This window comes from Streptomyces sp. NPDC001532, from assembly GCF_040298625.1.
Lineage (GTDB): Bacteria > Actinomycetota > Actinomycetes > Streptomycetales > Streptomycetaceae > Streptomyces.
This window is the reverse complement of record NZ_JBEPAL010000036.1, coordinates 77,639-89,157: the sequence shown is the minus strand read 5'-3', so window position 1 is coordinate 89,157 and position 11,519 is coordinate 77,639. Positions and strand designations below refer to the sequence as shown.

Sequence of the window (11,519 nt, the reverse complement as noted above, 5' to 3'; positions counted from 1 at the left end):
ATCGCAAGGCGGAGGAGGGCGGCATGGCGGAGCCATGGCAACCGACGACAACGCGGCGAGGCGCGGTGCCAGGCGCCGGGAGCCCGGCATGATCGACGAGACGCCCCCTACGGCTGGAGCAGCTCCACCTTCACGTCCGCCGCGAAGCCCGTCGTGGGGCCGACCCGGCGGGCGAACTCGGCGACGGCCGCGAGCTGCGGCCCGCCGAAGCGGAAGTCGAGGGTGGTGAAGTACTTCTCCAGCACCCGCTCGTCGAACGCCTCCCAGCGGGCCGCCTGCTCGGCGACCTTGCCGACCTCCTCCAGGGAGAGGTTGCGGGAGGCGAGGAAGGCCTCGTGCACCTTGCGGGTGATGACCGGCTCCCGCTCCAGGTAGTCCCGGCGCGCCGCCCAGACCGCGAAGACGAACGGCAGTCCCGTCCACTCCTTCCACAGTGCGCCGAGGTCGTGCACGGCGAGGCCGTAGCGCGGGCCGTCGTGCAGGTTGGCGCGCAGCGCCGCGTCGCCGATCAGGACGGCGGCGTCCGCCTCCTGCATCATCACGCTGAGGTCGGGCGGGCAGGTGTAGTAGTCGGGCTGGACGCCGAACCGTTCCGCCAGCAGCAGCTGGGCCAGCCGGACGGAGGTGCGCGAGGTCGAACCGAGGGCGACCCGGGCGCCGTCGAGGCGGTCCAGCGGGACCTGCGAGACGATCACGCAGGACATGACCGGCCCGTCGCAGCCGACGGCGATGTCGGGGAAGGCCACCAGGTCGTCCGCGTTCCTCAGGAACTCGACGAGGGTGACGGGGCCGATGTCGAGGTCTCCGCGCACCAACTGCTCGCTGAGCTTCTCCGGGGTGTCCTTCGTCAGCTCGAAGTCGAGGAGCGTGCCCGTTCTCGCGAGCCCCCAGTACAGGGGCAGGCAGTTCAGGAACTGGATGTGGCCGACGCGCGGCCGGGTGCGAGAAATGTCCACATCGCGAGGCTAGACCCTGGGGCGTAGGGTTCAGTCCTCGGCCCCCGCCGTCACACCGTCGAAGCGATCTTCAAACATCCGGGTGACGTGATCTTGGCCTCTATTGCTTTCGGGTGCCCACATGCTAGGCTCGCCGCAAGTTGCAGTTTGGTTTCCCTTGCAGTACAGAGCCTGCGGAGCATGTGACCGCGGGCTCTCGTCGTTTTCAGGCGGATGCAGTTGTGCAGAACTCGTCTTCACACTTGCTGGTTCTGGAGCAGGGCAACCCTTTGAGCCCAAGGAGGGCTTATGGCTACCGGAACCGTTAAGTGGTTCAACGCCGAAAAGGGCTTTGGCTTCATCGCCCAGGAAGGCGGCGGCCCCGACGTCTTCGTCCACTACTCCGCGATCAACGCGACCGGCTTCCGTTCGCTTGAGGAGAACCAGCAGGTGTCTTTCGACGTCACGCAGGGCCCGAAGGGCCCGCAGGCTGAGAACGTCACCCCGGTCTGATCTGATCCTCCGATCCGGATCGAGTGCAGTACCCAAGGAGCCCCGCGCCATCCGGCGACGGGGCTCCTGCCCTTTCACCCGGCCCCATTCCGGGGCCCTTTCGGTGAACGCGGAACGAATTCTCATACGTGCTGCATGATCAGCACGAAGGTGGCGCCCGGCAGCAGCGCCTCGTAGGCGTGCGGAACATCTCCGCGATACGTCAGATAGTCCCCGGGTCCCAGTTCCACGCCCTCTCCGCGCGGTCCCGCCTTCAGCCGTCCGGTGCTGACGATCAAGTGCTCCACCGTGCCCGGGATATGCGGCTCCGATTCACGCGCCGCACCCGGCTCCGCGCGCAGCCGGTAGATGTCCCGGCGGGCGCCGGGCGGGCTCGCCGAGAGCAGGCTCGCCACGAAGTCCGCCCGCTCCGAGGCGACCTCGGGCCCCTCCCCCGCGCGGATCACCCGCACGGCCGGCGCCGGCGGCTCGACCAGCGCGCTGAACGGCACGCCCAGCGCGACGCCGAGCGCCCAGAGGGTCTCCACGCTCGGGTTCCCGCCCGCCGCCTCCAGCTGGGAGAGCGTGGACTTGGCGATCCCGGCCCGCTTGGCCAGTTCGGACAGCGACAGCCCGGCGCGGGTGCGTTCGCGGCGCAGCGAGGCCGCGATCCAGTCCAGCGGGAGGCGGGGCGGGGTGGGGTTCTCGGACACGGGCGTTCGCTCCAGAAGTACGATCGTTCGCCTTGACGAACGACATGGCCTCTGTTCATTGTAGAGAACATGCGTTCGCCATTCCGAACATCCGCCACGTCCTCCACCCCGTCGCCCGCCACCCTCCCCGGTCTCGTCCGCGACGCCTCGCTGGTCTGGGTGGCCAGCGGGATCGTCGGTGTCTCGTTCGGCGCGGTCTCCGTCGCCGGCGGGCTGCCCGTCTGGGTGCCGGTGGTGATGTCCCTGGTGGTGTACGCGGGTTCGGCCCAGTTCAGCGCGATCGGCGTACTGCTCGCCGGCAGCGGTCCGCTCGCCGCCGCGGCCACCGGTCTGCTGCTCAACACCCGGACGGCCGCGTTCAGCCTGGCCGTCGCCGACGTCATCGGACGCGGCCGGTTCGCCCGGCTCCTCGGCGCCCATCTGGTCACCGACGAGACGGTCGCCTTCGCCCTCGCCCAGCCCGACCCCGAGCGGCGGCGCCGGGCGTTCTGGGTCTCCGGGCTCGGGCTGTTCGCCGTGTGGAACGTCGCCGTCCTGGCCGGCGCCCTGGCCGGCGGCGCGCTCGGCGACACCGCCGACTACGGACTGGACGCGGCCTTCCCCGCCGTCCTCGCCGCCCTCGTCCTGCCCGCGCTGCGCGACGACGCCCGCACCCGCCGCTCGGCGCTGCTCGGCGCCTGCCTCGCCCTGGCGGTCACGCCGTTCGTCCCGGCGGGCGTGCCGGTGCTGCTGGCCCTCGCCGGGCTCGTCCTGTACCGCGGTGGCCGGAAGGAGGCGGCGGCGTGAACGCGACGGTCGCGATGATCCTGGCGCTCGCCGTCGGGACGTACGCCTTCCGGCTGGCCGGGCCGGTGCTGCACGGGCGCGTCGAGGTGCCGGCGCGGGTCCAGGAGCTGCTGTCCGCCGGGGCGGTGGTGCTGCTCGTCGCCCTGCTGGCCACGGGCGCGCTCACCGAGACCGGCGGCTTCGCCGGGTGGGCACGGCCGGCCGGGGTCCTGGTCGCCGTCGTCCTCGCCTGGCGGCGGGCGCCGTTCGTGGTGGTGGTCCTGGGAGCGGCGGGGACGACCGCGCTGCTGCGGGCGGCGGGCGTGGCGTGAAACCGCCGGAGGGACGGCCGGCTGTCGGTGGCGGCGGCTACCGTGCCCGCCCATGACCGACACACCCCTGACCGACACCGGCTTCCTCACCTCCACCCGCACCTTCTACGACGCCATCGCCGAGGACTACGCCGACCACTACCCCGACGACCTCGCCGGCCGGCCGCTGGAGCGGGCGCTGCTGGGCGTGTACGCCGAACTCGTCGGGGACGCCGGGCAGGTGGCGGACCTGGGCTGCGGGCCGGGGCGGATCACCGCGCACCTCGCCTCGCTGGGGCTGCCGGTGTTCGGTCTCGACCTGTCGGCGTCGATGCTCGCCATCGCCCGCCGCGAGAACCCGGGGCTGCGCTTCGAGCAGGGCTCCATGCTGGATCTCGGCCTGCCCGACGGGCACCTCGCCGGGATCGTCTCCTGGTACTCCTCCATCCACACCCCGGCGCACCGGCTCCCCGCCCTCTTCGCCGAGTTCGCCCGCGTCCTCGCGCCCGGCGGCCGGCTGCTGCTCGCCTTCCAGGCGGGCGACGCGCCCCGCCGCATCGACCGGCCCTTCGGCCACCCGGTGGCCCTGGACTTCGAGCGGCGGCGCCCGGAGCGGATGGCGGAGCTGCTGACGCAGGCCGGGTTCGCGGTCGGCACCCGGGTCGTGCGGGAGACCGACGAGAGCAAGGGGGAGTCGACTCCGCAGGCGTTCCTGATGGCCGTCAGGCCGTGAGGCGGTGAGCGTCCCGGTGCGGGCCCGTCAGCGTTCCGCCGACCCGACCTGGGCGTCCCCGGGCACGGCCCCTCACTCCGCCCACGCGGCGCCGCCGAGCGGCGGGCGGAAGCGGGTGAAGAGGGCCGGCAGGTCGGCGCCCCATCGGTCGCGGAACTCCGGGTCGTGGCCGGCGAGGTCGAGTTCGTCGGCGGCGGTCGGCTCGGCGAGGTCGCGGCGGGTGCGGAGGCCGGGGGTGCGGGCGGCGCCGGTGAAGCGGTCCCGCAGCGGTGAGCCGGGGTCGGCGAGCACCGGGTGGCAGGCCGCTCGGTCGAGGCAGGCGTAGGCGTGGACGATGGCCTCCGCGTCGGTGCCGATCACGGCGGCGAGTTCGCTCCGCCGGTCCAGCGGCAGCGGTGCCCCGACCGGTGGGTGGTGCCGACGCCGGAGCCGGTCACCGTCGTCGGCGCCCGACCGGTCGCCGAAGGCGGGATGGCGGCCATGGGCCGGGCCCGGTTCACGGGTCCGGCGCTGCTCGACGGCCGGGTGGGGCTCGCGATGGCGGCGGGCGGGCGGCGGGCACTGGTGCTCGTGCTCACCGTCACGGACCTCCGCGATCACGTCGATCCGCGTGATCCCGCGGGGGGAACGGCACATGGCCGAACCAGCGGGCCCGGACGACCGTGACGGCCGCTCCGGTGAAGTACAGGACCAGGCCGGTCGCCGCCAGTGACCCCACCACCGGCAGGAACAGTCCGGCGAGCAGACCGACGGCGCCCGCCGCCTCGGCGGCGGCCGGCCGCGGCCACCAGGCGCGCGGTACGCCGTGGTCGGCGAGCGGGTCGATGTGACGGCCGTCACTCGGGGGAGCTGTACAGGGCCTCCACCTCAGCGGAGAAGTCCCGCAGGATCGCCGCCCGCCGCAGCTTCATCGACGGGGTGAGATGACCGGCCTGTTCGGTGAAGTCGACGGGCAGGACGGTGAACCGGCGGATGGACTCCGGCCGGGACACCAGCCGGTTGGCCTCGTCGACGGCCCGTTGCAGCACCGCGCGCAGGTCCGCGTCGTCGACCAGCAGCTCCGGCGGCACCGGGTGCCGGCCGTTCATCCGGCGCCAGTGCGTGACGCCCTCGGCGTCCAGGGTGAGGAGGGCGGCGACGTAGGGCCGGCGGTCGCCGACGAGGAGGCAGTGGGAGATCAGCGGGTGTCCGCGCAGCCGGTTCTCCAGCGGCGCGGGGGCCACGTTCTTGCCCCCGGCGGTGATCAGGATCTCCTTCTTGCGGCCGGTGATGACCAGGTAGCCGTCGTCGTCGAGGTGGCCGAGGTCGCCGGTGGGGAACCAGCCGTCCTGGGTCGCGGCGACCACTCCGCCGGCGTGCGGGTCCCAGTAGCCGCGGAACACCTGTCCGCCGGAGAGCAGCACCTCGCCGTCGGCGGCGATCCGCACCCGGGATCCGGGCAGCGGCCAGCCGACGGTGCCGAGCCGGGGTCTGAGCGGCGGGGTGACGGTGGCGGCGCCGGTGGTCTCGGTCAGCCCGTACCCCTCGTACACCTCGATGCCCGCGCCCGCGTAGAAGGCGGCGAGGTCGCGGCCGAGCGGGGAGCCGCCGCAGATGAGGTAGCGGAGCCGGCCGCCGAGCGCGTTGCGGATCTTGCGGTAGACCAGCGGGTCGTAGAGCGCGCGGGCCGCCTTCAGGGAGGCGCCGGGGCCGGGGCCGGTGCCGTGGCGGCGGGCCTCGACGGCCTCGCCGTGGCGGCGGGCGGTCCTGGCGGCGCGGTCGAACGCGGCCGCCTTGCCGCCGCGTTCGGCGGTGGCGCGGGCGTTGTTGAAGACCTTCTCCAGCATGTACGGGATGGCCAGCAGGAAGGTCGGGCGGAACGCGGCGAGGTCGGCCAGCAGGTCCTCCGCCTTGAGGCTGGGCGCGTGGCCGAGCCGGACCCGGGCCCGGACGCAGGCCACCGCGACCATCCGGCCGAAGACGTGCGACAGCGGCAGGAAGAGCAGTGTGGACGGCTCCTCGTCGGTCCGTTGCTTGAAGACGGGGTAGAGGAGTTCGATCGCGTTGTCGACCTCGGCGAGGAAGTTGCCGTGGGTGAGGGCGCAGCCCTTGGGGCGGCCGGTGGTGCCGGAGGTGTAGACGAGGGTGGCGAGGGTGTCGGGGCCGAGCATGGCCCGCCGTACCTCCACCTCCGGGTCGGGCACCTGCGCGCCGCGCTGGGCCAGCCCGTCCACGTGCCCCTTCTCGATGACCCACAGGTGCCGCAGATCGGGCAGGTGGCCCAGTTCGGGTCCGAGGGCGGCGGCCTGCCCGGCGGTCTCGGTCACCAGGGCGACGGCGCCGGAGTCCTGGAGGATCCAGCGGGTCTGGAAGACGGAGGAGGTCGGGTAGACGGGCACGGTGACCAGTCCGGCGGCCCAGGCGGCGAAGTCGAGGAGGGTCCACTCGTACGAGGTGCGCGCCATGACCGCGATCCGGTCGCCCGGCACCAGGCCCTCGGCGATCAGGCCCTTGGCGGTGGCGAGGACCTCGGCGGCGAAGGCGGCCGCGGTGACGTCGGCCCAGCCGCCGTCCCGGGTGCGGCGGCTGAGGACGGCCTGTCCGGGCACCGCGGCGGCGTTCTCGAACGGCAGGTCGGCGAGCGAGCCGTGCGAGACGGAGCGCACCAGCGGTGGTACGGCCACCTCGCGCACCTGACCGTCCAGCCGCCGGATCTCCGGTTCGACGAGGACGGGGCCGCCGTCCGGGTCGTAGTCGAGGCCCGCTTCGGGCGAGGCGGGCGTCGGTGGCTGGGACGAGTACGAGATGGGCATACGCGGCTCCTCCGGGCGGCTCGTGGAGTTACCGCCGGTAGGACGGGGATCCTACGGCGCCCGCGTGAGGGGCCTGTGCGGGTTCTGAGGCGTTTCGGAGATGGTCCGGGGCCGGGCCTGTGCAGGGCGCACACATGTCGTACGTCCCGGCACCGCAACGCCTTACCTGCGGTAACCTTACTCAAGAGTAAGCACAGTGGACCCGTCCCAGGGAGCCCCCCGACATGGCCACACTCACCGGTTCCCTCGCCCGGGGCGCCCTGCTGTCCCCCTTCAAGCGCCCCCGCGCCGACGCCGCACACCCCCGCACCCCGCTCACCCTCCCCCGGGTCCGCGTCGACCTGGCCCGGCTGGCCGCCTACGAACGGCTCTGCTCCTTCCCGACCGGCGCGGACGCCCTGCCCCCCACCTATCCGCACCTGCTCGGCTTCCCTCTGGCCATGCGGCTGATGAGCGGACGCGACTTCCCGCTGCCGCTGCTCGGCCTGGTCCACACCTCCTTCGACCTCACCCGGTACACCACGCTCCCGGCCACCGGGGAGTACGGGCTCACCGTGCGGATCGAGGGGCTGGCGCCGCACCGGCGCGGCACGGAGGCGGCCGTGCTGACCGAACTGCGGGCCGGCCAGGACGTCGTGTGGGAGTCGCGCAGCACCTATCTCGCCCGGCACCGCACCACGTTCACCGGCACACCGGCCGCCGCCGCGCCCGCGGACACCCCCTTGCCCGCGCTCGCCGGCTGGCGGCTCCCCGCCGACCTCGGCCGCCGCTACGCCGCCGCCTCCGGCGACCGCAACCCCATCCACCTCCACCCGCTCACCGCCCGGCTGTTCGGCTTCCGGCGGCCGATCGCGCACGGCATGTGGACCGTCGCCCGCTGCCTGGCCGCGCACGGCACACCGGACGCGGTACGGGTCCGGGCGCGGTTCCGCACCCCGGTGGCGCTGCCGGGGACGGTGGAGTACGCGGCCGGCAACGGGCGGTTCGAACTGCGCGGAGCGGCCGGGACACACCTCACCGGCACCGTGGACCGGCTCGGGTCATCCCTCCGGCGGTAGCCAGGCCCGCCCCTCGTTGAGGTCGCCGAGCCCGGCCCAAGCGAAGTTCATCAGGGTCGTCGCGGCCTGCCGGGCGGTGACACCGGGAGTGGCGTTGGCCCAGGCGGCGAGCGATTCCGCGGCGCCAACCAGCGCCTCGGCGAGCCCGGCGACCTCCCGCTCCCGGTGCTCCTGGTGGGCCGCGTCGGTGATCAGCTGGGTCACGAAGGCCACCGCCTCCGCGCGCATCGCGGTGACCTCGGCGGCGAACGCGTCGCCGTGGGTGCGGGCCTGGACGTGCAGCACCGCCCAGCCGTCGGGGTGCCGGGCGGTGTGGGTGAAGAACGCCAGCAGACCGTCCCAGAGTTGGCGGTCCGCCGCCAGGGACGGGTCGATACCGGAGCGGACGGCCGCGATCAGCGCCCGCGCCTCACGCTGGATGCAGGCGCTGAACAGGTCGTCCTTGGAGTGCAGATAGAGGTACACCAACGGCTTGGACACACCCGCGAGTTCCGCGATGTCGTCCATCGAGGCCGCCATGTACCCGCGCTGTCCGAAGATGTGCACGGCGGCGTCCAGCATCTGCTGCTCACGGACCGCACGCGGCATCCGCTTGCTCTTCACAGCGCCCATGCGGACTAGCGTACGGTCCGTTCCGCCGCGTCACCGACAGTCGGTCAGACCGCGGCCCGCGCCGTCGGCCGCTCGTCGGCCACGGCCGGCTCCGGCTCGTCGACCGGCGAACCGCCGCCCACCGAGTCGTAGGCCGCGCGGTCGAGCAGGCCCTCACGGGCCGAGACGATCACCGGGACCAGCGCCTGACCGGCCACGTTGGTGGCGGTGCGCATCATGTCCAGGATCGGGTCGATGGCCAGCAGCAGACCGACGCCCTCCATCGGCAGGCCGAGCGTGGACAGGGTGAGGGTGAGCATGACGGTGGCGCCGGTGAGGCCGGCGGTGGCGGCGGAGCCGACCACGGACACGAACGCGATCAGCAGGTAGTCGCCGACGCCCAGCTGGATGTCGAAGATCTGCGCGACGAAGATCGCGGCGATCGCCGGGTAGATCGCGGCGCAGCCGTCCATCTTGGTGGTGGCGCCGAACGGCACGGCGAAGGACGCGTACTCCTTCGGCACGCCCAGCCGCTCGGTGACCTTCTGCGTCAGCGGCATGGTGCCGACCGAGGAGCGGGAGACGAAGGCCAGCTGGATGGCGGGCCAGGCGCCCTTGAAGAACTGGACCGGGTTGACCTTGGCCACGGTGGCCAGCAGCGCCGGGTAGACGCCGAAGAGGACCAGCGCGCAGCCGACGTAGATGTCGGCGGTGAAGGTGGCGTACTTGCCGATCAGGTCCCAGCCGTAGGTGGCGATGGCGTAGCCGATGAGGCCGACGGTGCCGAGCGGGGCCAGCCGGATGACCCACCACAGGGCCTTCTGGAGGAGTTCGAGGACGGACTCGCTGAGGCTGAGGATGGGCTGGGCCCTGTCGCCGAGCTGGAGGGCGGCGACACCGGCGACGGCGGCCATGAAGACGATCTGGAGCACGTTCAGCTCGGTGAACGGCGTGATCACGTCGGTGGGGACGATGCCGGTCAGGAAGTCGATCCAGGAACCGGTCTTCTCGGGCAGCTCACCGTCCTTGGGGGTCAGGCCGGTGCCGGCGCCGGGGTTGGTGACCAGGCCGATGGCGAGGCCGATGGCCACCGCGATCAGCGACGTGATCATGAACCAGAGCAGGGTCCGGCCGGCCAGCCGGGCGGCGTTGTTGACCTTCCGCAGATTGGTGATCGAGACCAGGATCGCGAAGAAGACGAGCGGGGCGACGGCGAGCTTGAGCAGGCCGACGAAGATGTCGCCGATCTTCTCCAGGGTGGTGACCAGCCAGGACAGGTCCTGGCTGCGGGCTATCCAGCCGAGCGCGACACCGAGGACGAGACCGGCGAGTATCTGGGCCCAGAAGGGCACCTTGACGTTTGTGGGGGACGCAGGCTGGGACATGCCGACGACGTTAACACTTGAACTTTGGGAACCTCAAAGCCTGCCTTTGAGAGGCTGGACGGCGAAACGACCCGCACAACGCAAAGCGCCTCGTGGTCCGGTCGATGCGGACGACGAGGCGCGGAAGCGATGTGAGGAGCCTTACGGCCCGCCCGGGTCTCAGGACGTCTGGCCCTGCGCACGGGCGGTGTCGTCGGCCTGGTCCTCCTGGCGGCGGTTGGCGTCGTAGCTGGCCTTGACCTGGTCCACCTTGCGCACGATCCGCTCGGAGGCCCGGTCCCGCTCGCCGCGCAGCACCACGAAGCTGATCGGCGCGGAGACCACCAGCGCGAGCAGCAGCACCCACATGCCGTTGGAGTCGCCGAGTCCGCGCGGGACGAGGCCGGAGTAGACGAGGCCCCAGACGACCACGAAGCAAGCCACGAAGATCCCGAGGCGCATCAGCGTGTAGCGGAGCATCTCAATCCACTCTTCCGATTCCAAAAGGGCACCGTCCAGTCAAGCACGCCGGGCACCCGATCTTGCAGGCGGGTGCGTCCGCGCCTCAGCCCAGCGGCAGCAGCATGATCACGTCGTCGCGGTCGTCGCCCGGCGCCACCCGGATCGCGCCGGGGACGCGGCCGACCTCCTTGTAGCCGCAGGAGCCGTAGAACCGCTCCAGGCCGAGGCCGCCGCGGCAGGTGAGGCGGACGGCCTCGATGCCCTCGCAGCTCCGGGCCGCGTCGGCGGCGGCCGCCAGCAGGTCACGGCCGTAGCCCTTGCCCTGGTGGCGCGGGTGGACCATCACCGTGTACAGCCACAGCCAGTGGGTCATCAGCCGGTGCGTGTTGAAGGTGAGGAACGCGGTGGCGGCGACCCGCCCGTCCTCGTCGTGCCCGACCAGCAACCGGGCCCGCCCGTCCGCCATCGCCGCGAAGTGCTTCAGCAGTTCGGGACGGATCACCTCCGTCGTCACCGGCGGTACGAAGCCGACCGCCCCGCCCGCGTTGGAGACGTCCGCCCACAGCTCGAGGATGCCGTCGCGCAGATCCGGGGTGACGGCCGGGTCGAAAGTGAAAGTAAGGGCCACCGGCTCATCGTAGCCATTACGCCAGGAGGGCTGCCGCCGCTCTCAGATCGTGGACGAGCCCCGCGAAGGCGGCCTCGCGGTCGTCCGCCCGCAGGACCGACGAGGGGTGCACGGTGGCGACCAGCCGCTCGGGGCGCCCGTGGATCTCGCGCTCCAGCACCGTCCCGCGCGTCTCGGTCACCCGGAACGAGCTGCCCAGCAGCGCCTTGCCCGCGGTCGCGCCCAGCACCACGATCAGCTCCGGCTCCACCAGCGCCAGCTCGGCAGCCAGCCAGGGGCCGCACGCCGTCGTCTCCCGCAGGGTGGGCGACTTGTGGATCCGGCGCTTGCGCGGCTCGGACCGGGTGAACTTGAAGTGCTTGACCGCGTTGGTGACATAGGCCTCGGCGGGGTCGATGCCGGCCTCGGCGAGCGCCCGGTCCAGCAGCTTCCCGGCGGGACCGACGAAGGGCCGGCCCTGACGGTCCTCCTGGTCGCCGGGCTGCTCACCGACCAGCATCACGCGGGCGTCCGCGCTCCCGGCGCCGAACACGGTCTGTGTGGCGTCGCGGTGCAGCGGACAGCCCCGGCAGCCGGCGGCGGCCCGGCGCAGCGCGTCCAGACCGGCGCCGTCCGGCACGAAGGGCTCGGCGGTGTAGGCGTCCTCGGAAGCACTCACGACAGCCGGGTACCCAC

Annotated in this window: 14 protein-coding genes and 1 pseudogene; 5 read left to right on the top strand and 10 right to left on the bottom strand. The window is 72.7% G+C overall.

Annotation, left to right across the window (positions count from 1 at the left end; translation table 11 throughout):
* Window positions 1–107: 107 nt before the first annotated feature.
* The gene (locus ABT232_RS28280; RefSeq protein WP_351844896.1) at window positions 108–956 is read right to left on the bottom strand and encodes a menaquinone biosynthetic enzyme MqnA/MqnD family protein; all 849 of its coding nucleotides are present in this window, start codon (window positions 954–956) and stop codon (window positions 108–110) included.
* Between the two features lie 288 nt (window positions 957–1,244).
* On the opposite strand from ABT232_RS28280, the gene ABT232_RS28275 reads away from it, so the two are divergent.
* On the top strand, window positions 1,245–1,448 hold the full coding sequence (locus ABT232_RS28275; RefSeq protein ID WP_004984723.1) for a cold-shock protein: 204 nt from the start codon (window positions 1,245–1,247) through the stop codon (window positions 1,446–1,448).
* A gap of 122 nt (window positions 1,449–1,570) precedes the next feature.
* On the opposite strand, the gene ABT232_RS28270 is transcribed toward ABT232_RS28275, so the two are convergent.
* Window positions 1,571–2,140 carry a helix-turn-helix domain-containing protein gene (locus ABT232_RS28270; RefSeq protein ID WP_351844893.1) on the bottom strand — a complete coding sequence of 190 codons (570 nt, stop codon included), beginning with the start codon at window positions 2,138–2,140 and terminating at the stop codon, window positions 1,571–1,573.
* A 69-nt stretch (window positions 2,141–2,209) separates the two neighbouring features.
* Between ABT232_RS28270 and ABT232_RS28265 the strand changes: the two genes are divergently transcribed.
* The 3 genes from ABT232_RS28265 to ABT232_RS28255 are packed head-to-tail and all read left to right on the top strand — an operon-like array spanning window position 2,210 to window position 3,949.
* Window positions 2,210–2,926 (top strand): AzlC family ABC transporter permease, encoded by a 717-nt coding sequence (locus ABT232_RS28265; protein ID WP_351844891.1) that lies wholly within the window; start codon window positions 2,210–2,212, stop codon window positions 2,924–2,926.
* 14 nt (window positions 2,927–2,940) lie between these two features.
* Entirely contained in the window at window positions 2,941–3,237 is a 297-nt protein-coding gene (locus ABT232_RS28260) for an AzlD domain-containing protein (RefSeq protein WP_450871792.1), read from the top strand.
* Window positions 3,238–3,289: 52 nt separating this feature from the next.
* A complete protein-coding gene (locus ABT232_RS28255; RefSeq protein WP_351844887.1) occupies window positions 3,290–3,949 on the top strand; it encodes a class I SAM-dependent DNA methyltransferase in 660 nt (219 codons plus the stop codon).
* A 72-nt stretch (window positions 3,950–4,021) separates the two neighbouring features.
* Here ABT232_RS28255 and ABT232_RS28250 read toward each other — a convergent pair whose 3' ends face one another.
* The 3 genes and pseudogenes from ABT232_RS28250 to ABT232_RS28240 form a co-directional block, all read right to left on the bottom strand.
* Window positions 4,022–4,585 carry a DUF6817 domain-containing protein gene (locus ABT232_RS28250; protein ID WP_351844885.1) on the bottom strand — a complete coding sequence of 188 codons (564 nt, stop codon included), beginning with the start codon at window positions 4,583–4,585 and terminating at the stop codon, window positions 4,022–4,024.
* A pseudogene (locus tag ABT232_RS28245) lies at window positions 4,530–4,775 on the bottom strand (DoxX family protein); the annotation flags it as partial. The gene ABT232_RS28250 and the pseudogene ABT232_RS28245, both read right to left, overlap by 56 nt.
* Window positions 4,776–4,785: 10 nt before the next feature.
* The gene (locus ABT232_RS28240; protein ID WP_351844883.1) at window positions 4,786–6,741 is read right to left on the bottom strand and encodes an AMP-dependent synthetase/ligase; all 1,956 of its coding nucleotides are present in this window, start codon (window positions 6,739–6,741) and stop codon (window positions 4,786–4,788) included.
* Window positions 6,742–6,965: 224 nt separating this feature from the next.
* Between ABT232_RS28240 and ABT232_RS28235 the strand changes: the two genes are divergently transcribed.
* A complete protein-coding gene (locus tag ABT232_RS28235) occupies window positions 6,966–7,799 on the top strand; it encodes a MaoC family dehydratase (protein ID WP_351844881.1) in 834 nt (277 codons plus the stop codon).
* On the opposite strand, the gene ABT232_RS28230 is transcribed toward ABT232_RS28235, so the two are convergent.
* From ABT232_RS28230 to ABT232_RS28210, 5 genes are all read right to left on the bottom strand, one after another.
* Window positions 7,782–8,411: a TetR/AcrR family transcriptional regulator gene (locus ABT232_RS28230; protein WP_351844879.1), complete on the bottom strand. Its 630-nt coding sequence runs from the start codon at window positions 8,409–8,411 to the stop codon at window positions 7,782–7,784. The genes ABT232_RS28235 and ABT232_RS28230 overlap by 18 nt on opposite strands.
* A 44-nt stretch (window positions 8,412–8,455) precedes the next feature.
* Window positions 8,456–9,775, bottom strand: coding sequence for a dicarboxylate/amino acid:cation symporter (locus ABT232_RS28225; RefSeq protein WP_351844877.1), 1,320 nt, complete (start codon window positions 9,773–9,775; stop codon window positions 8,456–8,458).
* 159 nt (window positions 9,776–9,934) lie between these two features.
* Window positions 9,935–10,234, bottom strand: coding sequence for a DUF4229 domain-containing protein (locus tag ABT232_RS28220; RefSeq protein ID WP_351844875.1), 300 nt, complete (start codon window positions 10,232–10,234; stop codon window positions 9,935–9,937).
* Between the two features lie 85 nt (window positions 10,235–10,319).
* Window positions 10,320–10,844, bottom strand: coding sequence for a GNAT family N-acetyltransferase (locus ABT232_RS28215; protein ID WP_351844873.1), 525 nt, complete (start codon window positions 10,842–10,844; stop codon window positions 10,320–10,322).
* Between the two features lie 16 nt (window positions 10,845–10,860).
* The gene (locus ABT232_RS28210) at window positions 10,861–11,502 is read right to left on the bottom strand and encodes a UdgX family uracil-DNA binding protein (RefSeq protein WP_351844871.1); all 642 of its coding nucleotides are present in this window, start codon (window positions 11,500–11,502) and stop codon (window positions 10,861–10,863) included.
* Window positions 11,503–11,519 lie beyond the last annotated feature (17 nt).

Excerpts from the sequence above, each read along its gene's own strand:
- ABT232_RS28235 (WP_351844881.1), top strand. The coding sequence starts at position 6,966 with ATGGCCACACTCACCGGTTCCCTCGCCCGGGGCGCCCTGCTGTCCCCC.
- ABT232_RS28220 (WP_351844875.1), bottom strand. The coding sequence starts at position 10,234 with ATGCTCCGCTACACGCTGATGCGCCTCGGGATCTTCGTGGCTTGCTTC.
- ABT232_RS28265 (WP_351844891.1), top strand. The coding sequence starts at position 2,210 with ATGCGTTCGCCATTCCGAACATCCGCCACGTCCTCCACCCCGTCGCCC.
- ABT232_RS28240 (WP_351844883.1), bottom strand. The coding sequence starts at position 6,741 with ATGCCCATCTCGTACTCGTCCCAGCCACCGACGCCCGCCTCGCCCGAA.
- ABT232_RS28230 (WP_351844879.1), bottom strand. The coding sequence starts at position 8,411 with ATGGGCGCTGTGAAGAGCAAGCGGATGCCGCGTGCGGTCCGTGAGCAG.
- ABT232_RS28275 (WP_004984723.1), top strand. The coding sequence starts at position 1,245 with ATGGCTACCGGAACCGTTAAGTGGTTCAACGCCGAAAAGGGCTTTGGC.
- ABT232_RS28255 (WP_351844887.1), top strand. The coding sequence starts at position 3,290 with ATGACCGACACACCCCTGACCGACACCGGCTTCCTCACCTCCACCCGC.
- ABT232_RS28260 (WP_450871792.1), top strand. The coding sequence starts at position 2,941 with ATGATCCTGGCGCTCGCCGTCGGGACGTACGCCTTCCGGCTGGCCGGG.
- ABT232_RS28225 (WP_351844877.1), bottom strand. The coding sequence starts at position 9,775 with ATGTCCCAGCCTGCGTCCCCCACAAACGTCAAGGTGCCCTTCTGGGCC.
- ABT232_RS28250 (WP_351844885.1), bottom strand. The coding sequence starts at position 4,585 with ATGTGCCGTTCCCCCCGCGGGATCACGCGGATCGACGTGATCGCGGAG.